Source organism: Donghicola eburneus (genome assembly GCF_900115865.1).
GTDB lineage: Bacteria > Pseudomonadota > Alphaproteobacteria > Rhodobacterales > Rhodobacteraceae > Donghicola > Donghicola eburneus.
The window spans coordinates 24617-45064 of the sequence record NZ_FOXY01000011.1; the positions used below are offsets into that span (position 1 = coordinate 24617).

General features: G+C 53.8%; 14 protein-coding genes. 5 read left to right on the plus strand and 9 right to left on the minus strand.

Features of this window, described 5'->3' with window-relative positions:
* Window positions 1-294: 294 nt before the first annotated feature.
* The 6 genes from BM225_RS17080 to rfbC all read right to left on the minus strand — a co-directional run bounded on the left by BM225_RS17080 (window position 295) and on the right by rfbC (window position 8199).
* Entirely contained in the window at window positions 295-2736 is a 2442-nt protein-coding gene (locus tag BM225_RS17080) for a glycosyltransferase (RefSeq protein WP_177218649.1), read from the minus strand.
* A gap of 54 nt (window positions 2737-2790) precedes the next feature.
* On the minus strand, window positions 2791-4707 hold the full coding sequence (locus BM225_RS17085) for a hypothetical protein (RefSeq protein ID WP_092465038.1): 1917 nt from the start codon (window positions 4705-4707) through the stop codon (window positions 2791-2793).
* Window positions 4708-4871: 164 nt separating this feature from the next.
* Window positions 4872-5747: a glucose-1-phosphate thymidylyltransferase RfbA gene (rfbA, locus tag BM225_RS17090; protein ID WP_092465039.1), complete on the minus strand. Its 876-nt coding sequence runs from the start codon at window positions 5745-5747 to the stop codon at window positions 4872-4874.
* On the minus strand, window positions 5744-6592 hold the full coding sequence (gene rfbD / locus BM225_RS17095; RefSeq protein ID WP_092465040.1) for a dTDP-4-dehydrorhamnose reductase: 849 nt from the start codon (window positions 6590-6592) through the stop codon (window positions 5744-5746). Before rfbD ends, rfbA begins: the two co-directional genes overlap by 4 nt.
* Window positions 6589-7638 carry a dTDP-glucose 4,6-dehydratase gene (gene rfbB, locus BM225_RS17100; protein ID WP_092465041.1) on the minus strand — a complete coding sequence of 350 codons (1050 nt, stop codon included), beginning with the start codon at window positions 7636-7638 and terminating at the stop codon, window positions 6589-6591. The genes rfbD and rfbB overlap by 4 nt, the downstream gene beginning before the upstream one ends.
* 15 nt (window positions 7639-7653) lie before the next feature.
* Window positions 7654-8199 carry a dTDP-4-dehydrorhamnose 3,5-epimerase gene (gene rfbC, locus BM225_RS17105; protein ID WP_092465042.1) on the minus strand — a complete coding sequence of 182 codons (546 nt, stop codon included), beginning with the start codon at window positions 8197-8199 and terminating at the stop codon, window positions 7654-7656.
* A gap of 216 nt (window positions 8200-8415) precedes the next feature.
* Between rfbC and BM225_RS17110 the strand changes: the two genes are divergently transcribed.
* The 4 genes from BM225_RS17110 (at window position 8416) to BM225_RS17125 (ending at window position 12978) form a co-directional block, all read left to right on the plus strand.
* Window positions 8416-10164 (plus strand): glycosyltransferase family protein, encoded by a 1749-nt coding sequence (locus tag BM225_RS17110; protein ID WP_143095408.1) that lies wholly within the window; start codon window positions 8416-8418, stop codon window positions 10162-10164.
* A gap of 88 nt (window positions 10165-10252) precedes the next feature.
* Window positions 10253-10789 carry a hypothetical protein gene (locus tag BM225_RS17115; protein WP_092465044.1) on the plus strand — a complete coding sequence of 179 codons (537 nt, stop codon included), beginning with the start codon at window positions 10253-10255 and terminating at the stop codon, window positions 10787-10789.
* 9 nt (window positions 10790-10798) lie between these two features.
* Complete coding sequence (locus tag BM225_RS17120) at window positions 10799-11800, plus strand: glycosyltransferase family 2 protein (RefSeq protein WP_092465045.1); 1002 nt, start codon at window positions 10799-10801, stop codon at window positions 11798-11800.
* Window positions 11797-12978 carry a glycosyltransferase family 2 protein gene (locus BM225_RS17125; protein WP_092465046.1) on the plus strand — a complete coding sequence of 394 codons (1182 nt, stop codon included), beginning with the start codon at window positions 11797-11799 and terminating at the stop codon, window positions 12976-12978. The genes BM225_RS17120 and BM225_RS17125 overlap by 4 nt, the downstream gene beginning before the upstream one ends.
* 2 nt (window positions 12979-12980) lie before the next feature.
* Here BM225_RS17125 and BM225_RS17130 read toward each other — a convergent pair whose 3' ends face one another.
* Entirely contained in the window at window positions 12981-13874 is an 894-nt protein-coding gene (locus BM225_RS17130; RefSeq protein ID WP_092465047.1) for a hypothetical protein, read from the minus strand.
* Between the two features lie 249 nt (window positions 13875-14123).
* Window positions 14124-15293 carry a UDP-galactopyranose mutase gene (gene glf, locus BM225_RS17135; protein ID WP_092465048.1) on the minus strand — a complete coding sequence of 390 codons (1170 nt, stop codon included), beginning with the start codon at window positions 15291-15293 and terminating at the stop codon, window positions 14124-14126.
* A 229-nt stretch (window positions 15294-15522) separates the two neighbouring features.
* On the opposite strand from glf, the gene BM225_RS17140 reads away from it, so the two are divergent.
* Window positions 15523-16560, plus strand: a complete 1038-nt coding sequence (locus BM225_RS17140; protein ID WP_143095409.1) for a hypothetical protein — start codon at window positions 15523-15525, stop codon at window positions 16558-16560.
* Window positions 16561-16604: 44 nt separating this feature from the next.
* Here the strand turns inward: BM225_RS17140 and BM225_RS17145 are convergent, their stop codons facing one another.
* Window positions 16605-20330: a lamin tail domain-containing protein gene (locus tag BM225_RS17145; RefSeq protein WP_092465050.1), complete on the minus strand. Its 3726-nt coding sequence runs from the start codon at window positions 20328-20330 to the stop codon at window positions 16605-16607.
* Window positions 20331-20448 lie beyond the last annotated feature (118 nt).

Below are 20448 nucleotides of genomic sequence, written 5' to 3' on the forward strand. Positions count from 1 at the left end.
GATGCCCTTCTGCCGATGCGCATCTATCAGCATTATAGGGGGCGGTTACAGCATGCAGAGCTGCATGGTGTGCGTACAGTGATTTTAAGGTTATCATTCCGCCTTGAATATTGGCTCGCGACCAATCCAGCCACACAGTTTCTACGATAACTCGGCAGGCTCAATCTTTTTGTCCAGTACGTCTTGCTAGTCTTCCTATGCAATCACCACCGGGCCTCAGCCTCAAGAAAAAAGCGCAGCTATTCCTCGAAAGACCACAACCAACGGATGATCTCTGAGCCAGCCTCTATTTTTTTACCTTGTTTTTAAAGCCGGCAACCAATCAGAATAAATTCCTTTATACTCACCCGCCATCCACTCGGTATTGTGCTCTATTCCAATAGTCGCCTGCCAAGTATCAACAAATTGACTCCGATGTCGAATCTCCTCAGGATCGACAAGAATGCGTTCAATCAGCTCAGCGGCCGACTTAATTACCTGTTGCGGTGATATCAACCAACCAGCGCCAGTCTCTTGGATCCGTTCACCCACTGCCCCTAACTCCACTCCGAGTACTGGCAAACCTGCTGCCCAAAGTTCAGTAAGCGTATGGCAATAGGTTTCCGGCCAGATCGAAAAAATTGCCCCAAGATGAATGTCGGGACACGCATCTTCTACTCGACTAACGAAATTATCCCGATCATATGGGCCGTGATTGACAAGGTTGCGCATCGGAAGAAGAGCATTGGAAATATTTCCTAATAGATGAAACTCTACCGATTTGTCGAAGTGTTCAGACAAGGCTTTGAGTACTGCGCCCCCCTTGGCATGATTAATCCCACCCGGTACAAGGATTCGCAACGGCCCCTTACCATCCCATTTCGCAGTGGGCGCTCTCATCCGTTGGAAATCGCGTCCATGAGGAATGACTCGAAAATCTTTCCTCTTCACCGTTGGTAGGATGGATTGTACTAGGTCGCGAGCGTAGATAGAGGTCGTCACCAAGGTATCGCAGCGGGATAGCACTTCGGTCGTCTGGCCACGCCAATCATAGATCGCGTGATGCTTAAGCGGAGGCAAACCATCATGTTTCCAGAGATCATAGCTGCAATCCCCGTCGGAATTCGTGCAGTTTCCCGCACAATATTTGCGCTCATTGTCGAGCAACTTTACGGTCGGACAAAGCATGTAAAAATCATGTAGGGAAAAGACAACCGGAAAACCTGTCGCCTTGAGATGCCCGATTAGTGACGTACTGTGAAACGCCAAATGTCGATAATGCAATAGATCGATCCCATATCGCAGACACCAATCTAGAACGACTGCATCGTATTCGTCCGAAAGATGCGGCGAGAAGCGAATGGTTTCGCTGAGATGATGCTCTTCCAACAGCACATTTTCGCCATTGTGAAAGAAGAATAATTTCAACGTGCTTCCGTCACTCTGCAGTAGAAATGGCTGACAGAATGCACTTGCTTGCTGCATCAGATCACGGTTCGTCTGCGGCGTTCCTCCCTTCGCCCCCAACTTAGGTAACACGTATAGAAGTCGAGGCCCAGCAGCATCCAGCACTGGATCGTATCCGGCGATAGCCCGTTCGGCCTGCCGTTGGTTTTCAGCCAGTTCTTGGGACTTAACAAACGCGCGGACTAAACCAGTATATTCGGGATATCTTCGGTCTACTTCGGCACGTCCTGCAGAGATCAACTCGGTCTTAGAGGCGCCAAAACTCGCGGTCCGGACGTGGAATACGTATGTAGCATCATCGATGATATGGGTCCAACCGGCACGGCCTGCACGCATGCAGAAGTCATTCTCCTCACCATACCCACGCGGAAACGCTTTGACATCCAGTTGACCTATCTCGTCGATGCAGGCTCTCCGAACATAGAGGCAGAATCCGTTTCCAGTCGGCGCTTCAAGATATATTCTCTGAGATTGACGGGCCAAACTGCGGCTGAATGCTGCCAAACCCATCTCTGGTACTTCATTCTCGCCGGTCTGTGGCACAGAAAAGGCGCCAGCATTGTTTGAAACCGGCGTCACGGTTGCAACCTTGGGGGCTGAATACGCTGCTATGCGCAACCGTTGAGTCCAGCCTGCGCTGACCTCCGTGTCAGAATTCAAAAATATAACGTCACAGGGTGCTGCGAGTTCTATAGCTCGGTTAATCGTCCCAGTGAAGCCACGGTTCTTGCTGTTATAGTAGGCTTCGATGTTCTTGAAACGCCGCCCGTAGTCCTCGAGGATCTCTCTAATTCTCTGATCAGGACTCTTGTCATCGATCACGACTATTCGGACGTCCTCCGGGGTATGCTGCACTACTGAATCGAGACAGCGGATCACCTCGTCGGCAGCATTGTAAACCGGTATCGCGATGGCAAGCCCGGGAAATATCTCGGCTTGTCGACGCGCGGCTTCTATTGGCCTAAAGTCAGATGGCTTGCCCACCTGTTGTGTATGTCTGGGCAAACCCAATTCCCGAGGAGACTGAGGTGGACAGGGCAGCAAGCCCTTGTCGCGTCCGATCCGTAAATAATGCAAAATTGGCGACATGCCCGCCAGTTCATTGGCGGTTACTTGCGAGAGGTAGTGTTTCGTGTCGAATTTCGGGCTTGGGTTCCGACCGATTTTCATGCCTATGCGGACGAAATGCGAAATCGGCTCAATTTTAGACAAAGCGACATCACGGTAAGTCGCCAGATACCATTCCTTGTCAAACAACCCAGACGCCTTTATTTCGTCGGCAATGCTCATGTTACTTTTCCTGTTCATGTACTTTGTCGGGCCACCTGTCGCAGCGGCCAGCGTCTATCGTTTCAACATCATGGAGAGCCGCCGCAGCGGCGCGGTTAATTTCCAAGAAGTGCTGCGGAGGAGCGCCTGACGCTCACCTTCTGCTGCAGCCAAGTCATGAGATCGTGCCTCAAGCTCTTTCCTGGCGCGCTCCAAGTCTTGCCGCAGCGATGTCACCTCCGCTTGGGCTTGATGAGCGTCCGAATTGCGGCGTTTGAGCACCTCTTCCTTTTCTAGGATTAACTGAGCCATCTGCGCCATCTCACCGGCTTGCGCTGCCGCCTCCTTATCAAGGCGGTCATTTCCCTCGTTCAGCTTTGTGATCGCATTATCGCGATCTTTCAATGTTAGATGAGCTTGCTTCAACTCAGTCTGTAGGTCTTCGATCTGGCCTACATTCGCCCTTCGGGTATCCTCTGCCTTCGCCAGAGCCTGCTGCAGAGCATTTTTCGCTTGCTCAAGTTCGCTTATCTGGCTGTGCGCTGCCGTCAACGCGGCTTCGGTTTCTTCAGTTTCGTGACTGCGCTGTTCAAGCTGGCGGATTTGTGCCTGAGCTACTGTCAAGGCTTGGGCAGTTTCTTCCGCTTCGTGGCTTCGCTGTTCAAGCTCGCTGCGTAGGGTATGCAGCTTGCCCTGCAAATCGTCGATGACCGCATCTCGAGACTCAAGCTCACTTGCGAGTTGGGTATTTTCCGAGCGCAGCCGATTACCTTCTGCGCTCGCTTGGGTCAACTGTGCCTGAGTCGCCGCGACTTTGGAGGTCATTTCTTCCGCCTCATGGCTGCGCTGTTCCAGTGTGCTTTTCAGGCTGCTAAGTTTGCTCTGCAGATCTTCAATGACCTCGTCTCGGGCTGGGAGCTCATGTGCTAGTCTGGTATTTTCTCGATCCTGTTCTTCGAGCGCTGCACGAGCTTTGGTTAGCTCTTCTTCGGTCTCGCGGTTATTTTCAGACAAGCTGGCTATTTGGGCCACCTGCTGCTTCAATTCATCTGCCTGTGAAGTAACAATCTTGACCATCTGGTGTAGCGGCCCAGCGAGAGCGTTCAGCTTGGCGCGCACTGCATCCAACGACGGGTGATCGACTCTCTTCTCGCCCTCCCGGCTCCAACGCACGAAGATCTCATAGACCTCATCTAACCACTCACGGAATTCCGGTGCTCGCGATAGTTTCAATTCCGCAGCGGCATTATGATGGCGCAATGATGGATTTATGTAATCGCGGATGGCATCAGCCTGTAATTCTGACAAACTTGGCCAGAACAAATCAAGTTCGTCTTGCAGGCTTTCTGCAATCCCGAGCGGGTCTTGCATTAATCTGTCAAACGAGACAACAGCCCTCTTCATCCCACGCGTTTCAGCTTCTGCCTCCAGCATGTGTCGCAGCCAAAGTAGCAAGCCAAGAAGTATGGGTATCCCATTGTCTTTGCGTCGCTCAAGAGAGGCCGCAACCTCCTGAGGATGGCGCACAGTTAGAATAATCTTTGGTTTAATCTTAGCGGCAGCAAATGTATCGCGCCAGAATGGGAAGATACGACAAACCCGAGGATCTTTGAAAACAAACAGACTCGAAGAGCCGAATTCATCCTGTAAGACTTTCAGTGCACGAGTTCGAAATTCAGCCGGTTTGGGGGTTTTATACCAATTGTCGCTGAATGCCTGCCAGTCCTGCCACTGCGACCCGCCCGATGCCAAAATATCATCGTTCAGCGCCCTGATTTCGACTGATTCCCAATGCCCAGTGGGATTAGTCTCATTACCTAGCATCAGGGTCTTCGGTAAATCGCAGCCTAGTAGGCTCAATATGCGCGAAAGCGCGCTTGAGCCGCTGCGATGCATGGGTAAGACAACAACTGCTTCCCTGTTGACCTGCGCGTTGGCCGCTTGCGTCTCGGGAGGTGTGCCCGTCTTTTCAGTTCTCTTAGATTTTGCCATGTCCGTTATCTTCCATCCCTACTGCTTGCAAGTGTCCGCACGCACTGACGCGTCGCCTCTCCAAGAGGGACACTTTGGTCAACGTTGCTAGATATCTTTGCATAATGGCCAGGCCGCTGCATCGTGCTCTTTCAATTTTCTTTTGAAAGCATCCTGATTTCGTTTCAGTTTTTGATGAGTCCTTGGAGGTATTTTCCGTACTCGGTTTTTTTGTAGGTTTCGGCGTGCTGGCGCATGTGGTCGTCGGTGATCCAGCCCTGCAGGTAGGCGATTTCTTCGGGGCAGCCGGATTGCATGCCTTGGCGGACCGATAGGGTCCGGACAAAGTTGCCTGCGTCGAGCAGGGAGCCATGGGTTCCAGTATCGAGCCACGCGTAACCCCGGCCCATCTTTTCCACCGTCAGAGTGCCCTCATTGAGATAGCTTTCAAGCAGCGTCACGATCTCTAACTCACCGCGAGGGGAGGGTTTGACCTCTTTTGCGCGGGCAGGGGCTTCGCCGTCGAGGAAGTAGAGGCCGGTGACCGCGTAGTTTGAGGGAGGGACCTCTGGCTTTTCAATAATCTCCTGCGCGGTGCCGTTTCCGTCGAAAGAGACCACGCCGTAGCGCTCGGGATCGGTCACGTGATAGCCGAACACCGTGCCGCCGGTCTGTTGGGCGTCGGCGTTTTGGAGCATCTCGGGCAGGCCATGGCCAAAAAAGATATTGTCCCCGAGGACCAGAGCGGAGGGCGCGCCATCAAGGAAGTCTTCGGCCAAGATATAGGCCTGCGCGAGGCCATCGGGCGAGGGCTGTACAACATACTCGAGGCGCATGCCCCACTGGCTGCCATCGCCGAGCAGGCGCTGGAACTGGGATTGGTCTGCGGGGGTGGTGATGATGCAGATCTCGCGGATGCCAGCGAGCATCAGGACCGACAGCGGGTAGTAGATCATCGGCTTGTCGTAGACGGGCATCAGCTGTTTTGACACAGCGAGGGTCAATGGGTAGAGCCGCGTGCCGGAACCACCGGCGAGGATAATGCCTTTGCGCTGGGTCATTTGATGACCTCCAATTCTTCTAAAACTGTGGTCAAACCAGCCTTCCAATCAGGCCGGTTGAGGGTAAAATTCCGCAGAATCTCGCAGTCCATCCGCGAATTCAGAGGGCGCTTGGCAGGGGTTGGAAAGTCGGATGTGGGAATATCGTTGACGGTCACCTTGCGGCCCGCCTGACGGAAAATCTCGCGGGCGAAGTCGGCCCAGGACACGTCGGGGGCGCCCGAGAAGTGGTAGGTGCCAGTGCGCGTGGGGTCGACCATCAGTGCCTCGGCCATGGCCATGGCGGCATAGGCGATATCGCGGGCGGGGGTCGGGCCGCCGATTTGGTCCGAGACCACGTTCAGCATGTCCCGCGTGTCCGACAGGCGCAGCATGGTTTTGACAAAGTTGTTCCCGTGCGAGGAAAACACCCAAGAGGTCCGCATGATCGCATGCGCACAGCCACTGGCGCGGATGCCCTCTTCGCCGACCAGTTTGCTGCGGCCGTAAGCGTTTGCTGGGGCGGTAGCCTCCTCCGGACCGCGCGGGTCCGTGCCGCTGCCGTCGAACACATAGTCGGTCGAGATATGAACCAGCGGGATATGCAGCTCGTCGCAGGTGCGGGCCATGGCAGCGGGGGCGTGGCCGTTGATGACCGTGGCCAGCTCTTCTTCGCTCTCGGCCTTGTCCACGGCGGTGTAGGCCGCGGCGTTGATCACCGCACGGGGGCGATTGTAGAGGATCGCGTCGATGCAGTTGGTCGGCGCGCTCAGATCACAGGCCGCGCGGTCCAAAAACGTCGCGTCGGGAATCAGCCGCCCCAACTCACGCGCCACCTGTCCTGATTGGCCAAAGACGAGGATCATGCCTTGACCCCCAGACGCTCGCCCACCCCGTGGCGGTCTTGCAGGGCGCGCCACCAGCTCTCGTTGTCCAGATACCAGTCAACAGTTTGCGCCAGCCCCTCTTCGACAGTGACGCTTGGGCGCCACCCCAGTTCTTCGCGGATGCGCGAGGGGTCGATGGCGTAACGGGCATCATGGCCCGGGCGGTCCGTGACAAAGGTGATCTGGTCCGCATAGCTGCCCACCTCTTTGGGGCGCTTCTGATCGAGAATGGCGCAGAGGGTTTTGACCAGCTCCAGATTGGTGCGCTCGTTCTCGCCGCCAATGTTGTAGCTGCGGCCCACGGCGCCCTTTTCCACCGCCAGAAGCAGCGCGTCCGCATGATCCTCGACATAGAGCCAATCGCGGATGTTCGAGCCATCGCCATAGATCGGCAGCGCCTTGCCCGCCAGCGCGTTCAGGATGATCACGGGGATCAGCTTCTCGGGGAAGTGATAGGGTCCGTAATTGTTCGAGCAGTTGGTTAACACCACCGGCAGGCCATAGGTCTCGTGCCAGGCGCGAACCAGATGATCACTGCTGGCCTTGGACGCCGAATAGGGGCTGCGCGGATCGTAAGGCGTGTCTTCGGTGAACTGCACGCTGGGATCATTGGGCAGAGATCCAAAGACCTCGTCCGTCGAGATATGGTGGAAGCGGAAACTGTCCGGTTTGCCTTGCGCGGTCCAGTAGGTGCGCGCGGCCTCCAGCATGTTGAAGGTGCCGGTGACGTTCGTCTCGATAAAGTCCGCCGGGCCGTCGATGGACCGGTCCACGTGGCTCTCGGCCGCCAGATGCATCACCGCATCGGGCATGTGCTTGGAAAACACCGCATCCAGCGCGGCGCGGTCGCGGATATCCACCTGCTCGAAGGCATAATCGGGGCTGTCTGCCACCATCGCCACATTATCGAGGCAGGCCGCATAGGTCAGCGCGTCCACATTCACGACCTGATGGCCGCGGGTCATGGCCAGCCGCACCACGGCAGAGCCGATAAATCCTGCACCGCCTGTGACGAGAAGCTTCATGGGAATTCCTTGGTCTTAAAACGGGGTTTTGAACTCGGAGAGCGGCACGGCGACCGCGTCTTTCTCGGACAAGACGGGGGCAATGCCCACATCGGGCCACTCGATCCCGCAACTGTCCCAGCGCACGGCGCCGTCACATTCGGGGGCGTAGAAATCTGTGCATTTGTAGATGATCTCGCTGTCGGGCTCGAGGGTCATGAACCCATGCAGAAACCCAGCAGGGATCATGAGCTGTTTGCCATTTTCAAAGCTCAGCTCAACCCCGAACCACTGCCCATAGGTCGCGCTGCCCGATCGCACATCGACCGCCACATCAAAGATCCGCCCACGCCCGCAGCGCACCAACTTAGCCTGTGCATGAGGCGGGCTTTGGTAATGCAGACCCCGCACGGTTCCGACCTGCGACGACAGCGAATGATTGTCCTGCACAAAGGTGTAGTCCAGACCCTGCTCGGCAAACGCACGCGCACTCCAACTCTCCGAGAAAAAACCGCGGTGGTCCCCAAATCGGCGGGGTGTCATGACTAAAATGCCGTCGAGATCGGTTTTCTCTAAATGCATCTCTTCTTTCCAAGTCTTGTTATGAAACTTCCCTAGCTGAACACCATAACTATGACAACTGCACAAGGATTGCCGCCCAAAATGTAGATCGCGACTTGCTATGAGAGGGATCTAGCTCATAAGTTGATCTCCGTGTTATGGTTTTTTACAAACTGCTTCACCCGTCGCATGTGCTCAACTTTATGTAAGAAATTTTAAGGTTAAGAGTTTCGTGATTTGGATAAAAATGTCCCGCAAGAGGCTAGCCTTTTTATGACACCTTCGAAAGCTAGGTCCCTCTTAGTGAATAAGAGGCAACTTTCGGAAAAGCTGACGTTTCTCGCTAATGCATCGTCACAGGAAGTGCAAAGCGCTGTAGATTGGCTCTTGGGTCCAAATGAACATGGGGATTGGCCGTGCGTTCTTGAGCCATACCAGCAGTTTTGTCGCGACAAAGGTACTTTGCTGCACCTCCTCACTTTCTACCAAGAGGAGGCGTCTGAGGGGATGAGGCTTCTCGAGCATTTGGATGGAGGTTGGCGGACCGGTGGGTCCGTTGCTCCATGGTTCGATCCTTCGTCTTATGAAGCGGTTTGTGCACGTCGTCGGTTTCCTGATGAAGCCGCTATTTTGCACTTTGCAAGAGAAGGTTATGCCGCAGGCCTGTCTCCCGATCCCCTTGGAACTTGTTCGCTCTCTACATTGCGGGCCGACCTGATTTTGCATGCGCAATCAGTTTTTGATGAGAAGTCGGCTCTCGAGGTGTTCAAAAGGTACTATGACCCAGGTGTAGATGAAGCAACATGGATGCTTTTAGATGCCTCACCGGGAAGCGTTGTCGCGCGGGCATTTGCAGTAGATTTCCCATCAGAAGTAAGTCGTGGCAAATTGAGGCTGGTTTGTACAGATCAATGCGAAAGCATGGCTTCTCTCGCGAGGCTTGCCCAAAGTGAAGCGTGTTCAGAACGCCAAATTTTAGTGCCCTTTGGTGAGTTGAGTAGATCGGCGGTGAGCCGTCCCTCTGCACCCGCTGCACTGTCGGTTCGACGAAAGTTTCTAAGAGATGGTGACGTTTCTCCAAAGATTACAATCAGGTGTCCGGCGCCCGACGCAGAACGTGCACATCGATGGGGCGATTTTCATTTTGCAGAGAGCCTCTCTGAAGCTTTCGGTAGGTTAGGAGTGGCGGCCAAAATCGTCTTGGCAGACGAGTGGGCGGACAACGATGACTTTGATCCAGATGCAACCATTTTATTGCGCGGCGTGCGACGCAGGAGGCCTGAGCGCGGGCCAGTAAATTTGATGTGGATGTTGAGCCATCCGGATCGTGTAGAACTCGAAGAGTTGCACAGGTATGATCATGTTTTTGTATCATCATATTTGCACGCGAAGCGCCTTACCTCTGACTTAGGGAGCAAGGTCTCGCCCTTGCTGCAATGCAGCGATTCAATGCGTTTTGATCCAATAATGGCGGGCAAAGCTTCCCAGAGCACCCAGCGCCACGAACTGTTGTTCGTAGGGAATTCTCGTAAGTCTGAGCGTTGGGTTATCGCTAATGCGATAAGGTATGGCCATCACCTGTCGATCTATGGATCTGAATGGGAAGGGACCATTGCAGAAGACCACGTAATCGCTGAGAATCTACCTAATCGGGAATTAGGTCATTACTACAGAAACGCGGATATTGTCCTGAACGATCATTGGCCGGACATGGCAGAGCGTGGTTTCGTATCAAACCGCATCTTTGATATCGGCATGTCTGGGGGGTTCGTTATCTCGGACAGCTTCTTAGGGGCCGGAATGTTTTTCGGGGCAGTGCCCTTAGCGCGAGACCCAGAGGAGCTGAATAGGATGATCTGCTACTACCGAGATCATCCCCTTGAGCGAGAGGCTCGTGCTTTAGCCCTGCATAAGCTTGTGCGTGAGCGTCACACCTTTGATAATCGCGCTGCCACTATCCTATCTCGTCTGAGAGAGCTGTTCTAAATGATCCTCATGATTGACAACTAAAAGGCCTGCCAGCTATCCACGTGTCCAAGCAGCCTTGTTTTACACATACTTAGAGAGGCGAAGAATGCCCCATGATCTTGACCTCGGCCCTGAAGCCGAAGGGAATTCAAAGCTCGCAGTCCTGAAAGAGCTTGATCGACCAGTCAACAAATTGGCTTCCGGAGAAGAGATTGTTCCTGGTGTTTTCATGGCGTTTGATCCTGACGCACCAACGTCGGCTGATGTGCAAAGCGAACCGGGTAAGCTGATCTCAGCAAAGTTCAAAGTTGAAGGTGCCGCTCGGTGGCTGGGTCTGCATGTCAAGCTCGGTGACATGGATTTGTCCAGAAGCATGATCTTCGGGATCGCCTGTCGGTCCAAAGCTCCAAGCTCCACGACTTTCCGGCCATGCCTACGGAGTGGTGGTCCCAATGGGTTTAAGGATACCTTCTTCAAGAAGGTTGCCATCGCATACGCAGAGGAAAGTTTACACCTCGATGCGCTTCAGATTGATCAGCATGCTGATTTGATGACATCCGCAGTGTGGCGGGAGTTGATCTTGTTTATTCGGCCTGAATCTGGAGAGCTGGAGATAAACGACCTTCGCTTGTTTACTGTTTGACGGTTGTAAATGTCCCATCCCTCAGAAAAATTTACGCTGGCAGTCGTTGTCCCAGTTTGGAACGATTTGGAGGGTCTTCGGCGTCTCTTGCCACAACTCCTGTCGATTTCATCCATTGTGCAGGTGGTAGTTGTTGACGATGCATCTGATCCACCCTGCAATGCGGAAACTATCGAAATCGGTGATTTTTCAAGTGATGAGCGTTTGACGTGGCTTCGAAGTGATGAGCGGCTAGGCGCTGGTTACGCGAGAAACTTTGGCCTCGAGGTCGTCGACGCGAGCCACGTTCTGTATTTCGACTCCGATGATATAATATTGCCAGATTTCAATGAGTTGATCTCAGACATTGCCGACGCAGAGACGCCAAAATTCGATTTCTGCATGTTTCGCCATGTAGATAGCCGTCGCAGAGCGTTAGGAATCGAAGAGCCATTGGCCAGTGATCAATTTCATTGGAATATGATTGATGTGTCAAGCGAGGCTCGTTTTATCACTGCGACTGAAGCCGCCAGATTGTGTCGTGTTTCGGCCTATCCGTGGAATAAAATTTACAATACCGAGTTCTTGAGAAGCAATCATATCAAGTGCACGGAAATCATGGTGCACAACGATGTTGAGTTGCATTGGACAAGCTTTTTGCGGGGTTCAAATGTTATGGCCTCGTCTCGTGTGTGCTGTGAACATTTTGTATCTCCCCAGGGCACGCGTCTGACTAATCGATCAGGTGAAGATAGACTGCAGGTGTTCGATGCGCTGATCAAAGTTCATAATGCCTTACTGTCTGCTCCGGAGCGCATGGTAGCTTTCGCAGATGCAGCGTTGGAGTTTTATTTGAACTTATTTCAGTGGATCGATGGTTTGCTAGATGAAAAATTGCGGCAAACATTCATGTCGAGGGCGCGCGACTTTTTGCTTTCTAATATGACAGTAGCCTTTGTGACTCTTGCTGCTTCAAATGACCCTGATCTTGTGCGTCGGCTAAACGTCTTTCTCTCTAGGTCTATGACATGAAGACAACTTTCATTGTAACCACTTACAATGTACTCCCCTATCTTGAACGCTGCTTCAAATCATTGGCGGAGAGCGTGGAGGATGGCGATCGTGTGATCGTTGTTGACGATGGTTCTACTGATGGTAGTGCAGACCAGATAGAAGAGCTTTTGCAGCAAAGCGGGCTCGGGCCTGAGGTTTCGTCGAAAGTTATCCTATTGGGCACCAACACATTTGGCGGTGTTGGGGTGGCAGGCAATGTCGGTCTTTACGAGGCGCTGAGCGACCCGACTTGCGAAACTATTTTTTTTGTGGATGGCGACGACTGGATGGAGCCTAGCGGCTTTCTAGACTGCCGCAGGAAATTTGAGCGCGAACAACCCGACGTCCTTATAGGTGGGTATGTCGAGTATAACGAGTTGGAAGACTCTTTTCGGCAACCAGCTGATACAAAACTCTGGTCAGAGGTAAAAGAGTTCGCTCCAAACGATTATGGGGCTGCGCGGAATCACGCACTGCGCATGATTGCGGTTCCGTGGCGCAAATTCTACCGTGCTGATTTTCTCCGAGATACTGGATTACGCTTCCCAGAAGGCAACTTTTTTTTCGAGGATAACCCTTTTCATTGGCGTGTGTGCCTAAAGGCAGGAAGTGTTCTTTTCTGCGATGCAATTTTGTGCGCGCACCGGTTTAATCGACCAGGTCAAACCATGACCTCAACAGGGTATGAGTTATCTGCATTTTTTGCGCATTTTGAAACAATTCATGCAGATATCCGCGCAGTAAATCCCACTGGCGATCCCGACTTGGAAGTCTTGGCCTTGGTTTGGCTGCTAAACAACATGTCATGGCATATTGAGCGTCTGCAGGTTGATGCACACTGGCCTTATGCCGCGCGTGCCGCTCAAACATTGGCAGTGCCAAATGATCACGTCTGGACTAAAGCATTAGAGACGCTTCCAAAATCTCAGATTGGACCTATGGCAACTGAACTTCGAAAGGGAAATGTTTCGGGTGTCGTCGGGTCTTGGGCGCAGACTTCTTATGTGAGGGCATTGGAAACCCGCCTAGCTATTGTTGAAGAGCAGTTATCGGCAATCCAACCTGTAATTAAAGAAGCCGCTGAAAGTGTATCTTCGCTTTCAGAGATTAAAAAATTTGAAGCTCTTCAAGCGCTTTACTTTGCTAAGAGTGGGTAAGTTTATCCGAAATCTAAAATCCGAAGTTTGTTTTCGAGTTTGACCGCTCGCTCATGTAATATTGAGAGGTCCCGCAAATACTGATCGTTGAGAAGTTTCGTCTCTGACGGCGTCCACGGCGAAAAGCCCGGTCGCCTCGAGTTTTTTGGTAGCGCCTTGACCGCCGATCGGACATCTGCTCTGGAAATTTTTCTGAACTTTGAGGTCTCATGTAGCCAATCTACGGCTTCTTGCGAAAATCCAAGGCGCTCAGGGTTCTTCAAAAGTTTAAATGGACTATGCCTAATCCCAGTCACTTCGCTCAATAATAGTCTCTCACGGCCTTGGAGACCTTCTGCCTGATACAGAAGCATCTCACTATCGGGAAAAGCTTCTCTCAGTCTATTAATGAGTGGTAGCCAGCTCATTTCAGAAAGGCCTAAAGAGCAGAAGCGCTCGAAGGTCTTAAAAGGCGTCGATTTGAGCGACTCACAATAAAGGGACGGTATCATCCCTGTAAAGTTTCGGAGGCCGAGTACGATCCGTGGCTGCGTCATTTTGAAGTGGTTTGCAATGATCAGGGCTCTTTCAGCACCGTCTGGGTATAGGCCGCGTGGTGTAACCGCATGCTGTACTAGAGACAAAATGTTCTCATCAAAGATCAGTCTCCATTTCGCTGTGTCTGGCATGCTAATAGGTGCCGGCTCTGAAGTATGGTTGTCGTACAGAAGGGGGCGCGTCCAAGAAGCTCTGAATTCTTCAAGCCCTACATAGTGTATTTTTGCCGAACTCAATGTGTCTGCTGACAGATCCAGTGATTTCTGCAGGAAAGTTGTTCCAGTTTTGTGCAACCCAAGCCAAAGGACGTCGTGAGTATGGCTTTTAGTCTTAGTTTGAAAGAGGCTATTGAAAAGCATGTGTCTTCATAGCTCCAGTATTGCTGCGTGGCCGCGTATATTTACAAAAGAGCGTGGTGACCTTCGCATTCACTAAAGAAGACGTGCCAGCATCCTTTTGAGGTATCAGGGCCATCCTAGTTGCGAATAGACAGCGCGCGCTGGTGAAATTGATAGCCCATCCTTGCTCGCCTCGAAATGCCTTCGTTCAGGTTGCCAAGTTTGATTAAATGCGGTTCGTCCACATTCAACCAAGCTAGTTCGGTCAGCTTATGTTGGATTGCTAAAGAAAGCTGGGACTGTCCCGTTTGACTGCTTTGCTGCGACAAAACCTCTGGCTGTGTCCAAAGCCTCACGGATTGTAACGTCCATATCTAAATAGCGATAAGTCCCAAGGCGTCCTACAAACGTGACGCCATTGGTAGAGTTCGCTAGTTCGACGTACTCACTGAGGAGGGCTTTCTCTTTCACCTGACGAATGGGGTAATAGGGGATGTCCTCTGGTTCAGCGGCGCGAGAGAACTCGCGGTAGCATACTGAACCTTCATGGCTTTCCCACGGGGCAAAATGCTTGTGCTCTGTTATACGCGTAAATGGCACGTCGACTTCGCCGTAGTTCATAACCGCGCAGCCCTGATAGTCGCCCTCGTAGGTGAAGCGCTCAAAGTCCAAAGTTCGGTAGCCAAGACGGCCCAGTTTGTAATCGAAGTAACCGTCCAAAGGACCTGCGTAGAACACGTGATCATAGCCCTCGGCCATGTCTTGGGTGAATGTTGTATTCAGCTGAACGGTAATGCCGGGGCAATCAAGCATCCGCTCAATCATCACAGTATACCCATTTTCGGGCATGCCCTGAAATTTATGGAAGAAGTAGTTGTCGTCGTAGTTAAAACGCACCGGAAGACGCTTCAGGATTGATGCGGGCAGTTCGCTGGGATGACAACCCCACTGCTTCATCGTGTAGCCCTTGAAAAACGCTTCGTACAAATCCTTGCCTACAAAGCGCATGGCCTGCTCTTCGAAGGTCTGCGGATCTGTGATCGTGGTGTCCGCTTGCTCCTCAGTGATAAAAGCGCGCGCCTCGTCGGGGCGCATCGTTTTGCCGAAGAACTGGTTGATCGTGTGCAAGTTCACTGGAAGGGAAAAGACTTGGCCTTTCGAGGTGGTCTTTACACGGTTCTTGTAGGGCATGAAGGTCTCGAACTCGTTGACGTAGTTCCAAACTTCTTCATCATCTGTGTGAAAGATGTGTGGTCCGTATACGTGAACCATCACACCAGAGTCTGCGTCACGCTCTGTGTGGCAGTTGCCGCCGATGTGATCACGGCTGTCAACGATTGTGATCTGGTAGCCTTCCTGCGCTAGCTGGCGCCCAATCACAGCACCGGATAGTCCTGCTCCGACAATCAGAATTTTTCCCTCAGCTTTTGCGCTGGTCATAGTGCGGTGTCCCATTCGTCTTTTTCGGCCTTGTTAAATCCGATCTCCGTCATTGAGACAACCTCAAACGCATTTCTGCGAAGCGGGGGCTGCTTGAGCGAGGCAAACAGGTGGTTAATCGCCGATCTTTAACAGACAGAGTAGGAGCGTGAGAAGGTGGCTCTTTTAATTTATTCGCGACCTCGTAAGGTCTCTCTGGTGTATGCGTCTGAACTTACTGGAGAATGGAATGACCAAGGTTGTCTTACATGTTGGCATGCCGAAGTGTGCTTCCAGTTCGATACAGGCCCACTTTGCTGATCACTATCAGACCTATTGTGGCCAAGGTTTACTGTATCCGAAAACGGGGAGAGAAACGAAGGGGTACCGAAGCCACCGACCGCTTCATCATGCAAGTGCCGAAGAGTACCCAGAGCTGCTTAAGCAGATTGCGGATGAAGCTCGAGAGCAGCGCTGCCGAAACATCCTTCTGTCCTCCGAAGAGTTAGCGAATTCGCGCATACAGAAGAGCGACACACAAGCTCTCATTCGTAGTTTGCAAAATCTATTTGGCTCCGAAAATGTAGAGATATTGTTCCTGATCAGGGATCATTTATCATTCATTCGATCCAGTTTTGCTCAGTACCTGAAGGGTGGTTTGTTTCGTGTCTCTGACGCGGATTTTTTCGCCAGAGATGTCCCATCGATCCGGACCTATGCTGACTGCTTCTTCGAAAAAAACCAATTTGAAGTCTTTAGTTTCAGTGCGTTCTTCCAACAATTTCAAACGATTGCAAATGGTGCGCGGATCAACCTGATGTCGATTAAGGAACCCAATATGGGGCCGTTGCTCAAACGAGTCTGTGAACTCTTTGATGCACCGTTTGTAGGCGAAGATACCCGCCAGAACGAACGCTTTTCGCAACATCAACTCTTTTGCTTGCTGCATGCGCGGAAGAAATATGGCCGTGAAAAGACCAAGGCGAAGCGGCGCTTCTTGGCCAAGGGCATGATCGCTGACCCAGAGTTTCACTCCTCGCTATTCGACGTGGACGCGTCATTGGCTGAGCGTCTCACGCAGACAGCGATACAGGACCTGAACTACTTCAAGCCTTTCTCCGATGTTTATATTGCGACGGCATTCTCAGCTGATGCTAAGCCTACATGTGAACAAGACAGTATCGAAGTACCAGAAAATCTGCTTCGGTTCATAGACCGGATCATGGAAATCGAAGACCTTAAGATGCCTCGCGCAAAGCGTGTCGGAAAGCGGTTTATGTCGGTCTAAAGGCACAATACAGGTCCCACTTTCGTGCTGGCTCATTAAACGGGCTAGCGTCGCCCGCCAATAATGTTCACCCAACGATTGGCCCTAGGGTTTCCGGTAAAGGCCTGCGAGACAATCATGCCGTCCGGTGCGCGGAGCAGCAGACATTCGCCTTCGTTGTTGAGGATGGCGCGGGGGGGACCGGAGGTGTTGCTGAGCCAGTTATGTGTGATCTCTGGGCCGGATGCGCCTACCGTGACCGTGACGGAGGTCCCGGCGCGTAATTTTTCGCGTTCTGCAAAGGTGTAGGTGTGGCCATATGCGTCGGACAGAGTGTGGCCCTGCAGCTCAATGGTAAGGTCTTCGGTCGTATTCTCGATGACCACGGTTTCGCGATCAATGGGATCGGTGCGTACAGCATCGCGGTGATCATTGCCTTGGGTGTTAATGACGGAACTCTCGCGGTCGATCTGAATGCCGTCAGAGGGCGGAACTTCTGAGTTGGGCGCTGACCAGAAGATGACGTGCCGCACAATGGCAGGGGAGTCTGCGCGCGCTGTTGAAAAGGTAAGGAGCAGGTCGTTTTGACCTGTCTTCAGCAGGTCGCTCGACAAATAACCGCTTAGATAGGGGCCGTTCTGGCGTAACCGGCTGGCATCAAGCTCTTTGCCGTTCAGAAACAGACGCATGTCCACGAGTGGATTTGGAAGAGTGTTAAAGTCCCCGCGCTGTGCCTTGAGAATGGCCGATTGGCGGATCAGCCCCACGTTGGTCGGGTCTTGGCCGATCAGGGCGTCGAAGGGGATGCGTTTGTCTGTATTCAGATGCGCGGGATCAAGTTCGCCCATGTCGATCTCGACATAGACCCAATCGCCAAAGATTGGCAGGCGCGCTTGGTCTGGGTCGACGGATGTCGGGCTGGTGAAACGGATGCCTTGCGCCGCACGGGTAATGCCCTGTAGGTCGCGCTGACGCTCTAGCCGGTTCAGCGCTTTGCTGTGCACATCGATTAATTCTTTTGCACGACTGTGCCGATTGTTCGCGCTCTCGCGTGCCATCTCAGAGCGCTGGATACGTTCGATCCGTGCTCTTAAGGCGTCTTTCGTGGCTTTCGCCAAATCAAGGGGGCCAAATATCCCATTCGCAACATCGGTATGGATGGGGATATTCCGAAGAACATCGAGATCATCGTCGGACAGGATGGCAGCGCGGATGGCTGCAAAGTTCGTGGCCTCCGCCGTCCGGCCGATGGTCAAGATTTCTACTTGTAATGCTGCCAGCGCCGGGGGCAGGCCGCTGCCATTGGGCAGTTTGAGCCGTTCTTTGGCCCGTTCCTTGATGCTTTCCAGCGCTTTGCGGGCCTTCTCCTCGTCCGTTGTGCCAAACAGTTGGTCCCACAGGTTTCCTAGAAATGCGATGAGATCATCTAGGTCGTCAACCTTGAGGCGGGCTTCGATTTCGTCAATGAGCGCGGTGACATAGGCATCAAGTTCGGCGACCAGCGCCTCCATCGCGGCTCTGATCTCCTCTGCCGCGGCTTCTAGTTTTGCAGCATTATCGGCCAGCGCCCTTTTGGCGTCTTCCAGAGCGGCCTCTACCCGTGCGGCGGCGGCATCAAGAACCTCTTGCACGCCTTCCAGCGCGGCCTCGATCGCGGTCGAGACGATGATCCGAGTGACATCCTGTACAAGCGCGGCGACCAGCGGGGGCATATCCTGCGCGATCAGGCGGAATTGGGCGGTGCCGATCTCTCTTTGCACTCTGATCAGCTTGTCAGCAGCATGCCGGTTGATTTGGGGCAGGAAGCTGCATTCCCGCAGTCCGAGCAGTTCCCTGTCCAGCTCTTCGCGGGGCTTCAGCCGATAGTCCAATGTCTCGCCTTCGGCACCTGTGATCAGCGCCACGATCCCCTCGGCGACGTCGTCGAGCCGCTGCTCGGACCAAGTCGTCGGGCCAAAAGCGCGGCGCCCCGCACCAAAGGCCGCGATGGCAAAGGTCTCTAGTACCTCGGTCAACTCGGCCTCTGCCCCTCGACCTGTCAGGTCGACGGGCAAGGCATTCGACAGGCCTTGTAGGGTTAGGGTGGCCATGCGGCGGATCAGGTCGCTTTCGCCGGTTTCGATCCGGTCGATCATGCGGTCCATCTGCGCGGCAAACCCGCGCGCGGCGCGGTTTGTGACTGATGCCCCCAGCAATGCCACTTGCCGCAGGAAAATGCGCGATAGGATTTGCTGCGCGTGCTCGGCGAGGGTTTGCAGTTCTTCTTTGAGGTTCGGTCCCTGCGCATTCACCAAGCCGGGCAGAATAACGCGGCGCCCTGCAACCACCATTTCCATGATGGCGTCGGCGAGTTCGGGCGGTATATCACCGTTGGTAACGGCTTGGCTGGTGGCGACCTCTAGCTCTGGCTCCACTTCGTTCTCGAGCAGGAGGGCAAGCACAGCGACGGCCAGACCTGCCAGTTGCTTCTTGGCATCCGCGTCGGCATCGGGGGCAATCATGAGGAATAAGTCCGCAGGACTGATGCCCTGATCTGCCGCCGTTTTCAGAATGGCGATGAGGGTATCACCGGCGGGCAGGGGGCGAAGCAGGTCCTCTAGGTCGCGTTGCACCTCTGGACCGGCGAGCAAGAGCGCGGCATCCGCGCGGGACCCGAGGTGATCGCCAGAGACATTCACGTCGTGCAGCGCAGTCCGCACATGCAAGGGCATCGCGTTATCAAAATAGGCCGCTTCGGGCTCGATCATCTTCCACAAGGCATGCGCGTGGACGCTCATTCTGGTCAGGCCCGGAGCTTGGGGCAGATCCTCTTCTGTGGCAAATTCCGTGATCTGGGCCAGTATCCGCAGGGCATCTTCGGCGTCTGTCGCAGCTAGGGCCGAGGTGCTCAGATTCTGGAACCTTGCAAGAGCGGCTGGATCGGTCGCGTTTTGCAGTTCGGAGGCTACGTCGCTTAGTGCCTTGCGCAGCGCGATATCATAGCCTGCGACGGCGCTATCCCATGACATCTCAAACAGCAGCGCGCGCAGACTGTCCGTCATTGCATCGACGGAGCTAATGTCGTCGTCCATTGTATCAATCACCACATCGGTGATCATCTTGATGCCGGCGCGGACAAGCGGGTGGGGGGTGTCGCCGAGCAATTCGTCCAGAATGTCGGTCCGGATATCGCGGAAATAGTCCGGCAGGCTCGCAATGCGCCCCAGCAGCGTGAAGTCACAACTGGTCCCATAGAGGAAGCCTGCGCCACCGCTGACACTGATGTCGAAGCCCGCTGGCGGACGTCCTCTGCCGCCCATTTGCATCCGGCAGACCAGAGTGCCATGGGCGGCGGCTGCGATTTCCGCAGTCGCTTGGATGCCAGCGCGCAGGACCATCTGCTCCAAGAGCCGGTCAAGCAGGCGTCGTTCCAACGGCAAGGGGCGGCTATCATCCAGCAACTCGCCCAAGCGGACATCGAGCGATAGCGAGGCACGCACATAAGCGCGGGCCTCGGCGGCAAACATGGCAGTCAGGCCAAAGGTGTCGGTCAGGTCACCAGAGATTTGCGCGACCAGCTCGGCGCGGACCTTTGCGCCAGCCTCTAGGGTTACGATCGCTTCCAGAAAGCGGGCGATCTCTGCGCCAGCGCTCGCATTTCCGTTGGCCTCGGCGGCCAGAGACAGGCGAATGCCGTGGCAGAACTCGGCGCCGATCTGCAGTCCTGCATCGTATCCAACCCGTGCGAACGCCCGATCCCCATGAGGACCGGCAGAGCCATCTGCGGATAGGTCAATCAAATCTCCGGCCATGTCGGTCCTCCTGAAAAACTCTCAAATGAGTATAGTTTCTGAGGGCAACTTCGGGTCTAGTCAGGTTTCCCTGTACAACTTTTGATTTACTTGCGGCTGTATGTGCCGCTTAGGTCCA